Origin of the sequence: Breznakibacter xylanolyticus (assembly GCF_003254275.1) — a bacterium.
Classification (GTDB): domain Bacteria; phylum Bacteroidota; class Bacteroidia; order Bacteroidales; family Marinilabiliaceae; genus Breznakibacter; species Breznakibacter xylanolyticus.
This window is the reverse complement of sequence record NZ_QKZK01000004.1, coordinates 39867-57516: the sequence shown is the minus strand read 5'-3', so window position 1 is coordinate 57516 and position 17650 is coordinate 39867. Positions and strand designations below refer to the sequence as shown.

The following is a 17650-nucleotide window of genomic DNA, read 5'->3' as shown; positions in this document are numbered from 1 at the left end:
ATTAAAGTAACAACCCTTTTAGGGGGTTATCAACAACCCTTTTCTATGTAATGGTACTGATATTATAGTATTTAGGTTTGCTATTCACAATCGGTTAATAGCGCACAAATTTAATAAATAAATGAAGCAAGCTTGTTGAAACAACCCTTTTGGGGTGTTGAAAGAATGCTACGAAAAAAGGGCTAATCCTTTTGGTGGTTTGATAACTCAAATGGTGTATTCAACTTTTTTAATTGCCCAAATAAAGTTTTCATGATTTTTCATTTTCAATGAACCAATTATTAACACTGATATTCACAATTTTCTCAACAATCGATTTGGGTGTTGATAACGTTGTAAACATCAAAATATCATTACTTTAATATATTTAATCAAGGGATATTCGTATGAATGGGGCAAGAAGTATTTTTTCACTTTTATAATCACAGGGCTCTTTTCATATTACAATTGTGAATAACTAAGGAAACAGTTGATTGTTCAACGGAAAAAAGTACTTAAAGATACATTGATATCTGATTTAGAGCGTATCTTTGCCCAATGTGTTAAAATTGGTGATAAAAGCATTTTACAATTTATAAACATCAGAATATGAAAACAATAGCTCTTGCGAGTGATCATGCAGGATTTGACTTAAAAGAAAAAATTAAAGTGCTGTTAACAGCGAAAGGCTATACTTTTATTGATTTTGGAACCAATTCTGCAGAGAGTTGCGATTATGCAGATTATGCACATCCCATGGCCGATTCGGTTGAAAAGGGGGATTGCGATTTTGGTATATCTGTATGTGGCAGCGGAAATGGCATTAACATGACTGTCAATAAACATCAGGGTATTCGTGCTGCTTTATGCTGGAATAGTGAGATTTCTTCGTTAGCACGTTCGCATAACAATGCTAACATTTGCAGTTTACCAGCTCGTTTCATTTCTGAACAGGAAGCTTTTGATATTGTTGATGCTTTTATGAATACCGGTTTTGAAGGGGGTCGCCATCAAACGCGTATTGATAAAATACCTGTTAAAAAGTAATCATTAGGTTATCACACTAATCAATCAGGTAGATGAGTAAACAATCACATCAGTTTCTTAACGATGCACAGCGAGTAGCTTTTGATTTAGAGCATCGTAGGAAAATTAAATTCAATATTGGCAAGTATGATTTGGCCGTTGAAAAGGGTCGTGAAAGATACTCGCATCAACCTTTGGCTAAGCAAAGAGCTGCTTTTTTGAAGCGTCGTGTGTTGAATCGCTTACCTGAATTGCTCGAAGAACTTGAAAACAATCTGGTTAGAAACGGAGCTGAAGTTCATTGGGCTCAAACCGATGCTGATGTTCTAAAGATAATTGGAGAAGTCGCTCGTCGTGAACAGGTTAAGTGTGTGGTAAAAAGTAAATCGATGACCACCGAAGAAGTGGAGTTGAACCATTTTTTTGAGTCGATGAACGTTGAACCACTCGAAACTGACTTGGGAGAATTTATTGTGCAAGTTGCCGGCGAAAAACCCTATCATATTGTGACGCCGGCCATGCACAAGTCTAAGGAAGACATTGATGCATTGTTTCATCAAAAATTTAAAACCCCATCGGGAAGTACACCTCAAGAGTTAACAGCTTGGGTGAGAAATTTTTTGCGTCAAAAGTTTGTGACGTCAGAAATGGGCGTTACAGGCGCTAATTTTTTAGTGGCCGATACTGGCTCTGTCTGCCTCACCGAAAACGAAGGAAATGCCCTTTTAACGGCTTCTTTGCCCCGCATTCATGTTGTGATTGCCGCTATCGAAAAGGTGATCCCATCGGCTAAATATTTGGGGTTAATGTGGCCACTGTTATCGGCTCTGGGTACCGGGCAACAAATGACAGTGTATAATTCCATTTTTTCGTCACCGCGTAAACCGTGCGAATCTGATGGTCCTGAAAAAATGATTGTCATTTTGATGGATAACGGGCGTACGAATTTATATGCTGATCATCATTTGTACGAAGCTTTATCGTGCATTCGTTGTGGAGCTTGTTTAAATGCTTGTCCCGTTTACAAAAATGTTGGCGGTTACACTTATGGTGCTACATACAGCGGACCTATAGGGAGTTTAATTACCCCACATTTTAAAGGAATGCAGGCATTTAAGCATTTGAGTTTTGCCAGTTCATTGTGTGGTAAATGTGCTGAAGTATGTCCGGTTCAGATTCCTATACCCGATTTGTTGCTCGAAAATCGTCGTAAGAGCGTTGAGTCAGGGTGTGCACCTGTTGGCGAAACTATCATGTTTAATATGGCTACTTTGGTTATGAAAAGAAGGGCTTTATTCAATATGAATGGAAATCTTAAAACAATGGTAAGTGGATTAACCATGAGTAAGATGCTTGGCAATCAGAAGAAGTTTCCAAAGTTTGCTGCCAAATCTTTTAGTGTGCAGTGGAATAATAAGAGGTAATTTTTAATTACTATTTTTGTTTTATCAAATCATTATTTTATGCTTTCAAATACCTGCAAATATGCCATTCGAGCCATTATTTATTTAGCTATAAATAAAGGAGATGAGAAGAAAATTGGGATTAAGGAAATCTCTAAAGAGTTGGACATCCCCACCCCATTTTTAGGTAAAATATTGCAATCGCTTGCTAAGCATAAATTATTGACTTCGACCAAAGGACCCCATGGTGGTTTTGGATTTGCACGACCTGTAAATGATATTTCGTTGTACGATATTGTTACAATTATTGATGGTCGCGATTTATTTGAAAACTGTTTAATTGGGATGCAGCCCTGCAAATCTAACGAAGAGGATTCGTTGCGTTGCCCGGTTCATGATCAGTTTAGTGAAATACGTGCCAAATTATTGGATTTATTTAAAAATGAGACTATTGGAAACATTGTGTCCAAAATGGATGGCAAGTTGGACTTTTTTAAGCTTTGAAAATTTTTGATTTGATGTAATGATTGGTTTTGGTGATTCTGAATAAAATCATACCCATCATTAATCCTGCCGAATTGGCCATGGCATCACCCACACTCCCACTGCGCGAAACGGTAAAGTTGGCTTGTAGCCATTCAATCATTACTCCCATAGCCACCACCGCGATGATGATGATGATGAATCGTGATAAGATAAAATGATATTGATGTCGGCAGTAGTTTTCCCACATAAATGTGAAAGTAAGGGTAAGGTACATGCCAAAATGAACGACCTTATCGAGGTGTGGAATATTTGGAATTTTGTCGGGTTCGATATTTTTAAAATTCATTAAGCTCACCATGGTAATCAGGATGATTAAAATGATGGTTTTTTTATAAAAACTAAAAAATTTCATCATATCTGTTGATAAAAGAGTGTGTATTTGTTTATAACTTGTTGATAAACCTATTTAATTGAGTTTTTTAAAGTAGTGTTTCACGTGAAACACTTTGATTTTACTGGGTATGGCGGGTGTTTATGTTCATGTTCCTTTTTGTAAACGCAAGTGTTTTTACTGCGATTTTTATAAGAGTACAAATTTGCGTCTTAAAAATGATTTTCTAAATGCCTTAAAGAAAGAAATTGCATTGAAACAGGAGTTGTTTCAGTCGCGTGTGTTTGATACTTTTTATGTGGGGGGTGGTACACCAAGTGTTTTGTCGGGTGATGAGTTGATTTTGTTGTTTGATTTATTTCGAGGATGTGTTGATTTTAATCGATCTGTTGAAGTGACGATTGAAATTAATCCTGATGATTTTACGGATGATTTTGTTTTGTCGTTAAAACAGACTCCTGTAAACCGTATTAGTTTTGGTTTGCAAACACAATCTGATGATTTGTTGAAGCTGATGAATCGACGTCATTTGTTTCAACAGTCGGTGGATGCTGTGAATCGCGCTGTTGAAAATGGATATCACAATATTAGTGTTGATTTGATATATGGTTTACCCAGTTTGTCGCTTGATATGTGGAAATCGACATTACTTTGTGTGGTTCAATTGCCCATTGTTCATTTGTCTGCATATCATTTAACTTATGAAAGTGGAACCGAATTTTATCGTCGCCTTCAGTGTGGCGATTTAAAAGAGATTGATGAAGATGAGAGTTTGCAGCAATATCGGTTAATGGTTGATATTTTGCAACAATACGGTTTTGAACAATACGAAGTTTCGGCTTTTGCAAAACGCGGTTTTTATTCTCGTCACAATACGCTTTACTGGGAAGGTGGCGATTATATTGGATTCGGACCCTCGGCTCATTCATTTTATCAAGGGAGCCGGTTTTGGAATGTGTCGGATGTTGATGCGTATATTCAGTGTTTGAATGGCAGTGAATCTTTTTATGCTGAAGAAAAATTGACTGATCGTGATTGTTATAATGAAAGGATCATGCTTGGTTTGCGAACCGTTAAAGGTTTTTTGATGCAAGATATCCTGGCTATGTCTGTGTATTTTTCTGATTATTTTATTCTTCAATCTAAAAAATACTTCGATACCGGTGTGTTGATTCTTGATAATGGTTGGTGTCGAATTTCATCTGAACACCGTTTTATTACCGATAAGGTGATTGAAGATTTGTTTTTTGTCGAGTGAATTTTGATGAAAGAATGGTGGTCATGTTTAAAATGCCCACTTTGTAGGGTCGAAAAATTACCCCCTCTCCCCCTTTTGATAGTAATTTGATAGTGTTTCTATCTGTAGGGAGATGAAAAAATCATTGCTTCATATTCTTTTATTTGTGTTGGTACCCATTGTAGCACAGCAGCGTGTGGCTGATTATAACCGCTATGTGTCAGTGATGCCCGCTTATGGTAAAGTTCAAATCCATTCACGCCATGTCAATAATTTATTGGGAGCTTATCCCCTCGGTTTAGAAATCGATTTTGGACGCCATTATTTTCATTCCTCTGCGAAGCAAACTTACGGTTGTTATCCGCGTAGTGGCTTCTCTTTTACGGTTTGGGATTTTAACAGCGATGTGTTGGGATATGGATTATCCGGAATGTTTTATTTTGAACCCTTTTTGTTCGCGTCCAATCGTTTTATGTGTTCTTTAAAAGGGGGTATTGGAATAATCCTTTTAACCGATCCTTACGATGCTGAAGATCATCCGCAAAATCTGGCTTATAGTCTCCCTGTTTCATTTCCTTTGTCTGTTGGACTCAATGTGTATGTTCCATTGTCGTACAAGTGGTCGTTGAAAGGGAGTGGTTATTTGAGTCATTTTTCGAATGGGGGAATCAAACAACCTAATTATGGAGTCAATTACCCGGTTTTATCTTTTGGGGTTGAATATGCACTGGATCGGTATCGGGTGCCACCACGAGAGCATTCACAAATGTTACGTGTCGATCCCGGCATGCGGCGGCATTGGATTGAAACGGTGGCAGGCATAGGGTCTAAGGATGTGTCGGGTACCGGTATCGAAAATACTCAATTTATCCTCTATTTTCATTCCCGATACATTCATCAGTGGACGCGTATAAATGGATGGTCGGCCGGTGGACTCTTTGAATTTGAAAACCCTGTTGCGACGCCTCAGGGATTTCTCTTCTCCCCGCTTTTGGGGCATGTTTTTATGTTGGGCGATTTTATCTTTAGCCAAGAAATTGGTTATTCATTTGTGATGGCCGGTGATGCCTATCATCGGATGATGCAGCTTTATGCTCTTCAATATCATTTTTTTCAACGTTGGGTTGTGGGCTTTAATTTAAAAGCGCAAGCCAACGTGGCCGATTATGTGGGACTGCGTTTTGGTTATTCGTGGTAATGCTGATGTTATTGAATGGTGTCTTTGATGTCGCTCTCGTTCATGGCCAAATAGTTTTCGTAAGCAGCCTTCACGCAAAGCATGATGTTGTAATCGTCCCAATCGGGGTTGATTTTTTTTCGTGAGCGTAGGTACACGATAAAGCTGTCGAGAGATTTTCCGGTCAGCCCTGTAAACGATTGTATGTTGTCGTGCGAAACCAACCGGTTGTATCGTTCCATCTTATTCTCATAATCCTTAATGGCGTTGGCTTTCTTTTGTTCCTGCGTGAGGTATTTTCCGCCCGGCGTAAAGGTAATGCCCGACGTGCCCGAATTCAATTTTGAAGCTGCCATCAGCTCGCTTTTATTGATGGGAATGTCGTACTTAAACGATTTGTTTTTGTCGTCCAATTTGAGATTTTTAAACGCATGTTTAAAGGCAGCGTATGAATAAAACCATCGTACCTCTACCTCGCCCAGTACATAGCTTTGTTGTTGTACGTCAAAAATGGGAACCATCATAGCCGCTGTTTGGGCATCCACCACAAAGGTGGTGTCCTTGTATCCCAGACAACGAAAATGCAGCGTGTCGCCCAGGTTGGTTTCCATTTTAAACAGCCCCTCCTCTTGGGTCTCTGTAGCTGTTTGCGTCCTTTTGTTGATGATGTAGGCAAATTCCACCGGTGATTCGTTCGCTACCACTTTCCCTTTTATCAGCTGGTACTGAGCCTTACACTCATTTGTAAATGATGCTGCCAATAGTGTTGCCATCAGTGTGGCGCCTGCGATGAATATGCGGTTCATATAATCTTTGTTTTAAGCGATTTTAAAAGTATGATTTTTAGCGTTACGTTGCACTGTGTGGATGTGTAATTAACTATTATTCAGAATTGTAATCGGTGTGATGACGTCTATGGTTGAGCTTTTTTTACGGTTGGTTTAGTACTGACTGTTGTTAATTGATATTTTTTGAGTTTTGTGTGTATCTCTTTTTTCCGTTGTCATTGAAATAGCTGCCTTATCATTCGTCTTTTTTTTTAGGTTGGAAGCCTCATCAATGTTGATGAATTGGTTTAAAGATGTTCGTTTTTGTTTCTTGTTATTTTTTCGCTTGACGAACTATTATTTGTATTAATTATCATTAAATCAGAGCTTAAGTGATTTTTCATTGGTTTTATCCCGATAATTTCACCCCCTTTTACAGCCATTTTGTTAACCCTTGTTAAAACAACCCTTCCCTACTTTTACCATAGTTCTTTTTTAATCATTTAAATTTTATAACTATGAAAAAATTGTACGCTTTAGTGGCCGCTGTGGCTATGATGGGGGCAGTGAATGCCCAAAATTGGACATTATATGATTGTTCTGTATTACCAGAAAATGCATTTCCTGTATGGGGACTCGGTGATAAAGGCACTGTCTATGCTCAATATTCTGTAACTGATGGTGTTTTAATGGAAACATCCACAGGCGATGATGATAAATTGTCTTATAAACTCAAAATCACTCAGCCTGTGAATGCTACATGGATGTTCAAATTGAAGGCTGGTGAGAAGAAAAATAGTCCTGAATTTGAAATTAATACAAAAGACGCATCCGGAACTGTGTATCGTATAAATTTAAAATTATATAATGACGGTGCTTCTAAGTATATTGGTTTGAATTATACTGATTTGGCTGATGCTACTTTTCCATCTGCAAAAGATTTTTCAGTAACTGATTGGCATATTTATAGAATTACCATTAAGAATGGTAAGGAATTCAGTTTGTATGTTGATGAAAATGTTACTCCAGTTTTAACTGGAAATGCTTCTACTTCAAATCAAACCCAATTTTTAAGATTTGGTGATTTTGGTTCTACTTTAACTGAAGGATATATTGATTGGATGGCTTGGGAAGTTGAAACCGGTTATGCTCCTGGCGAAGGAACTAATCCTACTGCAGTGAAAGAGAAAATTTCAAATTTAGATATTGTTTCAGTCGAGTACTTCACCCTCACCGGCGTCGCTTCGGGCAGTAACTACGAGGCTTTGCCTGCAGGTGTTTACATACAAAAATCAACTTATGCCAACGGTGCTGTAGAGTCGGTAAAAATTAGCAAGTCAAAAAAGTGATTTAGAGAGTGTTTTTGTGTAGATAATTTCTGTCCGGTCGTTGCCCTTGGTGATGACCGGTTTTTTTATGCATAGGCTTTTAAAACAAAGAAAAAGGGAACCCAAAACAAGGTTCCCTTTTTTTTGAAATGCGTTGAATGTCTGATTACGGCATTTTATACATGAAAGCGTTGATGTTCATCCCCGCTCCTACCGAAGTCATCATCACGTAGTCGCCCGATTGCAGCGAGTGACCGTCAATTTTGCCACGCACAATGAGGTCGAAAAGCGTGGGCACGGTGGCCACACTGCTGTTACCCAGCGTGTCGATGGTCATGGGCATTACGTTCATGTCCATATCTTTTTCGCCGTAAAGTTTAAACAGGCGTTTGAGGATGGCCTCATCCATTTTGGCATTTGCTTGGTGGATGAGCACTTTTTTCACGTCGTGCAGGTGCAAGCCGTTGATGTCCAAGCACTCTTTGGCCAGCAGGGGCACGTTGCTCAGTGCATAGTTGTACACCAGTCGACCCTTCATTTTGAGGTACGAGCAGGGGTTTTTGTCCTCGGGGTTGTTGCTGGCACCCATGGCCAGCATGTCGAGTTGTTCCAATGCATCGGTGCGGGTCACGTGCTTGAGCATGCCCACGGGCTCGTCGCTTTCGCGAGCTTCAAAGATGGCAGCACCGGCACCGTCGGCAAAAATCATGGTGTCGCGGTCGTGTATGTCAACCGAGCGGCTCAGGGTGTCGCCACCCACCACCAGCACGGCTTTGGCATCGCCCGATTTGATGTAATAATTGGCCTGAATGGCGGCCTGAATCCATCCGGGACAACCAAAGGTGATGTCGTAACACACCGTTTTGTGGTTTTTGATGCCCAGTTTTTGTTTGATGCGCGAGGCCAGCGTGGGCAAAATGTCGGGATAGTTGGAACCTTCGTGAATGTCGCCCAGGTTGTGAGCCATGATGATGTAATCGAGACGCTCGGGGTCGAAATTGGCGGCTTCCAGCGCCTGACGGGCAGCAATCACGGCCATGTCGGAGGTGGTTTGACCCGGCTCGGCATAGCGGCGCTCGCGGATGTCGGTGATTTGCTGGAATTTTTCAACAATTTCTTCGCCCGGAGTTTCAATGCGGGTCCCATCTTCGTTCATGAAGGGGTAGTTCACAAAATGATCGTTTTTAACAACCACTGACGGGATGCAGCATCCGGTGCCGGTTGCCACGGCGTAAATATGTGTCTTCGATTTCATTGGTTTATTAAAATCTATTGGTATTTAAATTTTTCGAGTCGTAATTCATGGCCGTCCCACATGGCATAGGTGCATTGGTTGATCCAGTCGCCAAGGTAAATAAGGCGGCTGCCTTGTCCCAAATCTTTGTCGAGGGCAATGTGACGATGTCCAAACACAAAATAGTCCACCGGGGTGGTTTTCAGAGTCTCATTGGCATATAGTACCAACCATTCTTTGTCGTCACCCAGGTATTGTGAACCGTATTTCACCAGGTTTTTTTCGCGGCTTTGTTTCGACCACATGGTGGCAAAGCCAATGCCCCAATTTGGGTGAATGTGACCAAACATCCATTGGGCAAAGGGGTTGGTGAATATGGCCTTTAAAAAGTTAAACTTCTTATCGTATCCTCCCAAACCGTCGCCGTGAGCCAGGTAAAAAGTTTTGTTGCCCCATTGTTGCATCAGGGGTTCGCGATGAACGATCACGCCTGTTTCGGAGGGCAGGTAATCGAACACCCAAATGTCGTGGTTGCCCGTGAAAAAGTGTACGGGAATGCCACAGTCGGTGATCTCGGCCAGTTTGCCCATCAGGCGGGTGTAACCGCGCGGAACCACCCTTTTGTATTCAAACCAAAAGTCGAATACATCGCCCAGCAAATAAATTTCGGAAGCGGTGCTTTTAACGGCATCGAGCCATGCCACAAACCTTTTTTCATGCTCACGCGGGTTGCGAATGGTGGGTGCCCCCAAATGGACATCTGATGCGAAATATATTTTTTTATCCTGATCCAAATTCTTGGTGCTTATCTGCTTGAGGATGTCCATCAATCCGTTTGACCCGATGTCCGTTTATCGTCATTCAAGGGGAAAAACAAACGGCATTATCGTTTGTAAAACAGTTATTTATGATGATCGCGAGCCTCTGTCTGACCTGTCATAGTTCGACGGCAAATATATTGGTATTTTTTTCAATCGTCAAAGAAGTAGCAAAATCTTGACCATCTGTGATTCTGATGGCTTATTGTACATGCGATGGGGCGGTAGCGGGTTTTCCCAGCGTGACGTTGCTCAGCACAATGTCGCGGGTATATTCCATGCTGATGGCGTTGGCGGCTGTGTCGATGGTGATGTTGCTCAGGTGGACATCGCTCAGGGGCTTGTCGGCGAAGCCCTGCAGTACAATGCCCGTTCCGTGTGCCCTTTGGCAGCGTATGTTGCTAAAGTTGATGTTCCCAATGTGGGTGGCGTGGCCGCTCCCTTCGTTGTGGTAATAAGAGGTGATGTAGATGCAATCCTCAACGTTGTCGAAGGTCACTTGATCGACATAAATGTCGCGAATATAGCCGCCACGGTCTGGGTTCGACTTGAGGTAGATGCCACGTTTGAGGTAGCCGGCGTAGGTACAGTTGCTCACGTACACGTTGTGCACGCCGGCCGACATTTCGCTGCCAATCACCAGGGCGTGAAGCCCCTTGAAGTGGCAGTTGCGCACCACAATGTTGTGTGAGGCGTGGGAGGCATGGTCGCGTCCCTCGTGGTCGCGTCCGGCTTTGATGGCCACGTTGTCGTCGGCATTGTTAAATTGCACGCCTTCAATGAGCACGTTGCGCGAATATTCGGGGTCGATGCCGTCGTTGTTTTTGTTGTGGGCGTTGTAGCGCACGTTGCGCACCACCACATTGTCGCACATAAGCAGGTGAAGGCACCAAAAGGGTGAATCTTCAATCATCACCCCTTCGACCTTCACGTTTTGACAACCGTAAAACTGAATCATTTGGGGTCGAAGGTAGTGTCCCTGCCCAAAAATGCGTTCGTCTAATGGCACCCGGTTGTGGTTCATGTGGCGGCTCAGTTGCTGATCGTCCTTTTGACGGGCGTGCCAGGTGGCCCAGGTTTGCGCGGCCTCGCCATCGAGAGTGCCTTGCCCGGTGATGGCCACATCGTGACAGTCGAGGGCGTAAATCATGGGGCTGTAGTTGTACAGGAACGTGCCTTCCCAGCTGGTTTTCACCACGGGCAGATAATCGGCGGGGTTCGATCCGAAGCGCACCACCGCGCCGCTGTCGAGGTGCAGCGCCATGCGGCTCACCATGTGAATAGGGCCGTTGACGGTGTATGTACCGGGCGTAAAACGGAGTGTTCCCCCACCCTTTTGGGACAGATGGGCAATGGCGGCATCAATGGCCGGTTTGCAGTCGGTGAGCGAGTCGCCCACAGCGCCGTAGTCGGTCACCAGCAGCGTGAGGGCGGGAATAACGGGTTCAACAATGCTTTGAGCTATGGTTTGGGCATCGGCGGTTTTTGGGGCTTGGTGGCAGGCGCTCAGATTCATCATCATGGCCAACATTAACGGAGCAAATCGTTTGTTCATCGTTGGTTGTTTTTAGTTGCCCTAAGGTACAATGCTTTGTAGGGAGGCGAAATGGGTCAAAACGGTGGTTTTGGGTGGACATTTAGGGGTGTTGACGGGGCAAAAAATGTTTGTGCATGTTGTAATGGCTTTCAGGGGGGCAAGAAAACTTGCCATAAAGATGGGATTGATTGAAATGACTATGTGAATGATTGAAATATTGGCCACGAAATGCAATGCTGGACATGGCCAGTCTTACAAAAATGACATATAGCTGAATTATATGGTTAATGGTCAACAAACTTTTAATAATTTGCGAAACGACAAACCAACGAGAGGTAATTATTTTTGATAAACGACATTGCATGCATACCTGCACCCGGAATGTCGTTATTACTTCCCAATCTGATAAATACCTCCCCCCGTTGTCAAATCCACCCCGTTGTACTCCAGAGCCGTCATAGTATAAAAGGAACAGCACTCATTGCTGCCCCGGGTCACATCCACATAAAGAGTATCCACATCGGCATTGCTGAGTTTCAAATACCAGGTTTTTATGCCGTTGGCACTTTGCCAGGCCATGGCTGTGGCTACGATGTAATGTTTGGCATCGGCATTCACAACTTCACAATCAACGATGGTACTGTCAACGTTATTCGCTTTGTAATAAAGGCGAATGTCGGCCGGTTGGTAAACGCCCGACCCGATTAAATCGGAGGCATCGGCAGTGCTGAGCAGTTGTAATGCGATGTCCGGGGGCGGAGTCATGCACTCGGGACATTCCTTTACGCGATGGCATTGGGTCAATAAAACGATGGGCAGGGTAGCGAGTAGCAGTAGACGGATCGTTGGCTTCATAAGATATTGGGATGATTAAGTCAAAGTAAAAACAGAAAATTCAGACAAAAAGGGAGAAGAAGATGTTTAGACATCAGACAGAGAGAATAAAAAGATCTTGCGTCATTTTATCGTTTGACGTTTTCTTCTCATAACGTAACAACATGGATGACTCAATTATGATTTCTCTTTCATCAACACATAAGTAAAATACCCCAGCAAGGCCATTACCAACACGATGGCCGCCCAAATGAAGCGTTCATCTTTAAAAAATGAAGGTTTCACGGGAGGCTTCACCTCATTGGGCAAAAGCATGGGAGGCTGCGCCATAACCACTGGCAAGAGGGCATCGTTGCGAGCATTGAAGTGTTGTATGTCGTAGTCGGGAGCGCGGGTGTATTGGTTGCCAAAAACCAGACTGCAACTGTCGTCCTGTTCGAGCCAGGCCAGCAGGTAACGTTTTTTTTGGAAAACACTGATGTGGGTCACCTCCAGAGGGGGGTTGTCTTTGTTGGCAATCACCAACGCAAATCCGTCGCCCCTGACCGAAGCAGGGTACATCACAATGGGCTCGCCCGAAGCAAACACGGCGCCCATGTGGTAACGCTCACGAAGGATGGCCGCCGTGTCGCGTTCGATCACGTAAAAATCGACTTCACGCCTGAAAAAAGGGGGCGCCTGCACTTGCACTTCCACACGATCCAACCAATGCGTCCCGTCGAATAATACCTGCACGCGGGTGGTTTTGGCAGATGCATCTTCGGTACAGCTCATGCGCAGCGGCAGGGTATCGCAAGGCACCACCGGCATTTCGGATCGGGTGAGATAAATGCCGCCCCTCATCACATTGACTGGGCTGGTGCGTCGGTCATCAATTTCGAGCCGCAACCAGGCGTAATTAACCAACGGACAGTCGATGAGCTTCATCTGGCTCACATCGTCGGGGTTGCTCACGGTGCTGAACATGGCATTTTCGCGCACCGAAAACCACGTCACGCGGTCGTTACTGCCCGTGAGCCGCATCTGTTTTTCGACCCCCGCATTGCCAATTTGCAATGCCAAATGGTCGATGCGCCGCTGATCGGCATTGTGAAAAACCAAAATGGTGACCGAGTCGGGCAACATCTGCTGTTCCACTAGGGGCAGGGTCATGAAGTCGGCCGTTTGGTAGGGCGCACGTTCCGACAGCGGCTTGTATGGCACCTCGCGCCCCTGCTGGTTCAAAATCCGCATATTGCAATAATCGGGCGCCATCAAACCCACGCCATCGCGCGGCAACTCAATTTTGTAAAAACCCGATGAGTCAACAGTCGAAAAATGTGACACCCGGTTTTGAGCCCAAGCCCCCATCGACAGGAGACATCCTGCCATCATCCAAAGAAATGGTTTCATGTATTTAATAAAGTATTAAGATGTGAGTTTCAAGACACAAGACGATGTGTGTAAACATTCATACTCCACTTTATCGCATGTTATCGTCTAATATATTCATGTGTCTCATATTAAAGCCCCCCCTAAATCCCCCAAAGGGGGACTTTGGCATTATTTCTTTAGATACTCTGGCGTAGCACTTCCGCACTCCTGCACTCTTGCACTTTGCCACTTCTCTTCTCATTCATCACTCAACATCTTTTTCAGCTTTTGGTACATAAACGAAACCACCAGCAGCAGCACGCCCAGCAACACGAACGACAATATTTTGCCACCCTCGTTCATGCCCCATACATCGTACAAAAACAATTTGATGACGATGAAGGTGAAAAGCGTTAACCCCACCAGGCGTAGGGTTCGGACTTTGTGGCGCATGCCGCACACCACCAGCCCAAATGACAGGCATCCCCATAAAATGGGATAACCAATGCGATGAACCTGTGTCAACAAGGTGCCAGCATTATCTGCGGCAGGTCGTATCAACCCCAGCATCACATGGTCGAGCTCGGCACTGAGCACGATCACCAACATGGGAATCATGTACCACCAGGCGTTTTCGGGCTGATGACTGGCCATCCATAGCGACAACCTGCGCCTTAACTCAAAAAGCAAACCCACCAAAACAGCCGAAAAAATAAAATGAAGCGTAAAAAGAATGGCTGCAATGCCCGAGCCATCAAGCCATTCGTGACGAAGGGTGATGACTGCCCTATTAAATACAAACAGGTACATCAACCATAACACCCCAATGGCAACGGTAAAGGAGATGGTGACATATTGTTGAACTCGATGACGCATGAAATAGGCCAACACCGCCACAAACAGAAAATTGTAACTCCACAACAACATCGGTGCTGCGGCAAATATCATGATGCGGTCAGTAACCTGCTGATTGAGTTCAAAAAGCCCCACCCAATACAACAACACAACACTTGCCACTGAAAAAATGGTGCGCTGCAGGGGTAACGAAATGCTCGCGAACAACACATCGGTTCCCTCATCGCGTTTCAAAAGCAAATAATAACCCACCAGAGAAGCCACGCCAATAAATCCGGTCATGAAAATCCGATTGAAAATGATGGGTTGAATTTCGTTTTGATGATACCCGCCCCAATCCATCATCAAACTGATGAGCATCAACGACGCGATGACCAACGATGCCGCCCTGATGATGGTGATGCCCGACTTTTGCGACAACCAAAGCAATAATACGGCCTCGGCCGCCCAAAACAGCGTGATGTGGTTCCCCTTCAACTGAATGGGTGCTGCCAAACTGATGAAGGTCAGCACCAGCCCGATCATGAGGTAAAACAAATTGCGATCGACCGACCGTCGCCGGTGCAGCACCAATGCAATGAGATAGTTGACCACGCCCATCACCACCGTGAATAGACCCTGGTAAAGCCCTTCGTTCCACTGACGAAGAATGAGCATCCCTGCCAAATAATATAAAAAGGTGTTGCTGATGAGAATCATGAATTCCGGCGCTTCAAACTTCTCCTTGTTGCGGATGTTATTGGCCAGATTCATCATCCAAAACATGGCGTAAAAAATGGTTCCGAACACAAAATCACCCATCAGGTGGGGCGCGTCGGATGTCAGATCCTTGATGAGCCATCCGCCGTAAAGCATCACTGTAAAGGCGTAGGAGAAGATGTTGACCAGTCCCCACTTTTTGAACCACGCCAACACCAGCATGCCCGTGTTAAGAATTATCAGATATGTAAACAACACCACGTAATTTCCTTCGCCCGTGCTGACAAAAAAAGGCGTGCCAAAACCACCAATGAGCGCCAACACAGCCAGTTCGATGCGATTGTATAACAACGACAACACCACCGCAAACGACGTAATCACCACCATGATGCCAAAGGCGGCCGGCTGCGACAGCAAATGATACATCGAAAAAGCAATGCCAATGGTAAAATATAACACCGATAGGCCACCCCCGATGAGCACTGTACTAAAGCCCGGAAAATTTTTTCTCATTTTATGTGCCAGTCCAATCAGCCCGCCCCCACACAAAATGCCAATGAACACACGACCAATTTCGTTGATCCAATCCTGATCGATGGCATACTTCACAAAAAAACCGATGCCCAATACCAGAATGCCAATGCCTATTTTGTTGATGAGATTTTCGCCCACAAATTTTTCAAAATCGGGATATCTCTCAGCGAACGTGGAGGTGGGTTTGTCAATAATAGCTCCTTCGCGCGAAAATACCCATTCTGATTGCGACATGTGAGCCATGACAGGGGATATCATTTCAGGTTCATCCTCTTCTGTTGATTCGGGCTGTGAAGCTTCAAATGTCTCAACATAATCGGGCTCAAATGGAGGTTCTGATTCAAACGAGGGTTCAGAATCCGGTTCCTCAACCACGCCTTCGAGAGAAGCCTCGGACTCATCAAATGATGCTTCACCCGCTTTTTGAAGGTCATCTGACATGGATGACATTGAATTGTGTTTACGGCGGATTTCCTTCAAATCAACAGCCATATATGAAATCAACACCTCAAGGTTCTTAATCCTCGAAAGAATACTACTGCCCATCACCAACATGATGATGCCCAGTACAATAAAACCAAATATCATATAAATGTAGAATAAGGGTTAAACAATTAATGTTGCTGACACACCAGCATCGGCTTGGCACGACGACACAACTGAATGGCCAGTCCCCACGGGTCACGCAACATGGCCAGATGGGTACCATCGGCCAAATGCGTGTGATCAATCAAGGTGGCACCAGCATCTACCAGGCGAATGGCATCACCATCAACATCGGTCGATGCAAAGGCCAAATGGCATATTAGCGGGTTCATGTTCGCATAATCGGGAACCAAATCGGGCGGAGTGTTATAAATCTCAATCATGACGTTGCCACTTTCATCGGCCAAAAAGTGAGTGAAAGGCGCAGCAGGAAGTGCACTCACCACCGACATTCCAAGATGTAAAGTGTACCACTGCGCCATGGCAAGCGGGTTGGCCACATTGATGGCAAAATGTTCGATTTTCATGGTCGTTTAAGTAAATGAATTGAGAAATAAAGATATACAATGTTATCAAACTAACCGAAATATCTATGTCAAAGATAAATTATCCCTTTTCCTTCCGGGAAAAAGTTCATAAATTGACAAAAAAAATGGCCACACAACATCTGAAACTGCCCATTGAAGGCGGCAAGTTTTACCACATCTATAAATCGGCCAGTATTGGCGACCACATATTTTTCACGCCTGGGAACTACGCGTTTTTTTTGCGAAAGATGGATTTGATCATTGGCGACATGGTTGATTTGATGGCATTTTGTTTGCTACCCAATCATTTTCACCTTTTTTTCAGGGCACGGGAAGTCATCACCATCAAAGAAGAATATGTGGATCATCCCGTTGAAATTGGCCATTTTATAGGCGAAGGGCTCCGAAAATTATTTGCCGTCTATTCAGCCAATCTCACCAAGCAGGAAGGGATTGCCGATCCACTGCTCGACAACAACTTTTCACGCATCTTTATCCCCAATGATGACATTGCACGTCAAATGATTGTTTACATCCATCAAAACAGTCAATTTCATAATGTCACTGATAACTTCACAAACTACCCACACAGTTCATACCCCCTTATGATGGGTAAACACAAAACATTAATTGACAAAGACAGCATCATGACCCTTTTTGCTGATATGCAAACATTTATTGATTTGCACCAACAACCTACCGATTGGGGCTCATTGCATGAATATCTAATAGAATCATAGAGCAAACATTCAACCAATTCGCTCAATCAATACACATAAGTAAAACACTCCTCAAATAATTAAAGCATTCAGTCGAATCGTTGAATATCCTTACTTCTTTCGTTCATGGCTTAAATTATACCATTCGTCAATCATTTGTAGGCCTACATCAAATTCTGCGCAACATTTAGTTAATGGGTCATCAAGGGTAGAAATATTTTTTTCAGATTTGCATCAATATTTTGATAACCCTAACTTTA

General features: G+C 43.7%; 16 protein-coding genes. 7 read left to right on the top strand and 9 right to left on the bottom strand.

Annotation, left to right across the window (positions count from 1 at the left end; genetic code table 11):
- Positions 1-588: 588 nt before the first annotated feature.
- Genes rpiB through LX69_RS03270 form a run of 3 tightly spaced genes read left to right on the top strand, consistent with a single transcriptional unit; the run spans position 589 to position 2912 of the window.
- Positions 589-1026 (top strand): ribose 5-phosphate isomerase B, encoded by a 438-nt coding sequence (gene rpiB / locus LX69_RS03280; protein WP_111444394.1) that lies wholly within the window; start codon positions 589-591, stop codon positions 1024-1026.
- 32 nt (positions 1027-1058) lie between these two features.
- Positions 1059-2429, top strand: a complete 1371-nt coding sequence (locus LX69_RS03275) for a lactate utilization protein B (protein WP_111444393.1) — start codon at positions 1059-1061, stop codon at positions 2427-2429.
- A 39-nt stretch (positions 2430-2468) separates the two neighbouring features.
- Positions 2469-2912: an RrF2 family transcriptional regulator gene (locus LX69_RS03270; RefSeq protein ID WP_111444392.1), complete on the top strand. Its 444-nt coding sequence runs from the start codon at positions 2469-2471 to the stop codon at positions 2910-2912.
- On the opposite strand, the gene LX69_RS03265 is transcribed toward LX69_RS03270, so the two are convergent.
- Positions 2902-3309 carry a VanZ family protein gene (locus tag LX69_RS03265; RefSeq protein WP_111444391.1) on the bottom strand — a complete coding sequence of 136 codons (408 nt, stop codon included), beginning with the start codon at positions 3307-3309 and terminating at the stop codon, positions 2902-2904. The two genes, LX69_RS03270 and LX69_RS03265, sit on opposite strands and share 11 nt — an antisense overlap.
- Positions 3310-3415: 106 nt before the next feature.
- Between LX69_RS03265 and hemW the strand changes: the two genes are divergently transcribed.
- The gene (hemW, locus tag LX69_RS03260; RefSeq protein ID WP_111444390.1) at positions 3416-4543 is read left to right on the top strand and encodes a radical SAM family heme chaperone HemW; all 1128 of its coding nucleotides are present in this window, start codon (positions 3416-3418) and stop codon (positions 4541-4543) included.
- 112 nt (positions 4544-4655) lie between these two features.
- Entirely contained in the window at positions 4656-5720 is a 1065-nt protein-coding gene (locus tag LX69_RS03255) for an acyloxyacyl hydrolase (protein ID WP_111444389.1), read from the top strand.
- A gap of 8 nt (positions 5721-5728) precedes the next feature.
- Here the strand turns inward: LX69_RS03255 and LX69_RS03250 are convergent, their stop codons facing one another.
- Positions 5729-6505, bottom strand: a complete 777-nt coding sequence (locus tag LX69_RS03250) for a carboxypeptidase-like regulatory domain-containing protein (RefSeq protein ID WP_111444388.1) — start codon at positions 6503-6505, stop codon at positions 5729-5731.
- A gap of 479 nt (positions 6506-6984) precedes the next feature.
- Here LX69_RS03250 and LX69_RS03245 point away from each other — a divergent pair, with 479 nt between their 5' ends.
- On the top strand, positions 6985-7815 hold the full coding sequence (locus tag LX69_RS03245) for a hypothetical protein (RefSeq protein WP_111444387.1): 831 nt from the start codon (positions 6985-6987) through the stop codon (positions 7813-7815).
- Between the two features lie 145 nt (positions 7816-7960).
- Here the strand turns inward: LX69_RS03245 and LX69_RS03240 are convergent, their stop codons facing one another.
- The 7 genes from LX69_RS03240 to LX69_RS03210 all read right to left on the bottom strand — a co-directional run bounded on the left by LX69_RS03240 (position 7961) and on the right by LX69_RS03210 (position 16671).
- Complete coding sequence (locus tag LX69_RS03240; protein ID WP_111444386.1) at positions 7961-9049, bottom strand: 3-oxoacyl-ACP synthase III family protein; 1089 nt, start codon at positions 9047-9049, stop codon at positions 7961-7963.
- Between the two features lie 14 nt (positions 9050-9063).
- Positions 9064-9855: a UDP-2,3-diacylglucosamine diphosphatase gene (locus LX69_RS03235; RefSeq protein WP_111444385.1), complete on the bottom strand. Its 792-nt coding sequence runs from the start codon at positions 9853-9855 to the stop codon at positions 9064-9066.
- A gap of 193 nt (positions 9856-10048) precedes the next feature.
- Positions 10049-11401: a glycoside hydrolase family 28 protein gene (locus LX69_RS03230; protein WP_111444384.1), complete on the bottom strand. Its 1353-nt coding sequence runs from the start codon at positions 11399-11401 to the stop codon at positions 10049-10051.
- Positions 11402-11773: 372 nt separating this feature from the next.
- On the bottom strand, positions 11774-12238 hold the full coding sequence (locus LX69_RS03225) for a hypothetical protein (RefSeq protein WP_146260627.1): 465 nt from the start codon (positions 12236-12238) through the stop codon (positions 11774-11776).
- A gap of 156 nt (positions 12239-12394) precedes the next feature.
- A complete protein-coding gene (locus LX69_RS03220) occupies positions 12395-13609 on the bottom strand; it encodes a hypothetical protein (RefSeq protein ID WP_146260626.1) in 1215 nt (404 codons plus the stop codon).
- A 219-nt stretch (positions 13610-13828) separates the two neighbouring features.
- On the bottom strand, positions 13829-16246 hold the full coding sequence (locus LX69_RS03215) for a DUF2339 domain-containing protein (protein ID WP_111444381.1): 2418 nt from the start codon (positions 16244-16246) through the stop codon (positions 13829-13831).
- A gap of 26 nt (positions 16247-16272) precedes the next feature.
- Complete coding sequence (locus LX69_RS03210) at positions 16273-16671, bottom strand: VOC family protein (RefSeq protein ID WP_111444380.1); 399 nt, start codon at positions 16669-16671, stop codon at positions 16273-16275.
- A gap of 125 nt (positions 16672-16796) precedes the next feature.
- Between LX69_RS03210 and LX69_RS03205 the strand changes: the two genes are divergently transcribed.
- Positions 16797-17411 (top strand): hypothetical protein, encoded by a 615-nt coding sequence (locus LX69_RS03205; protein ID WP_146260625.1) that lies wholly within the window; start codon positions 16797-16799, stop codon positions 17409-17411.
- Positions 17412-17650 lie beyond the last annotated feature (239 nt).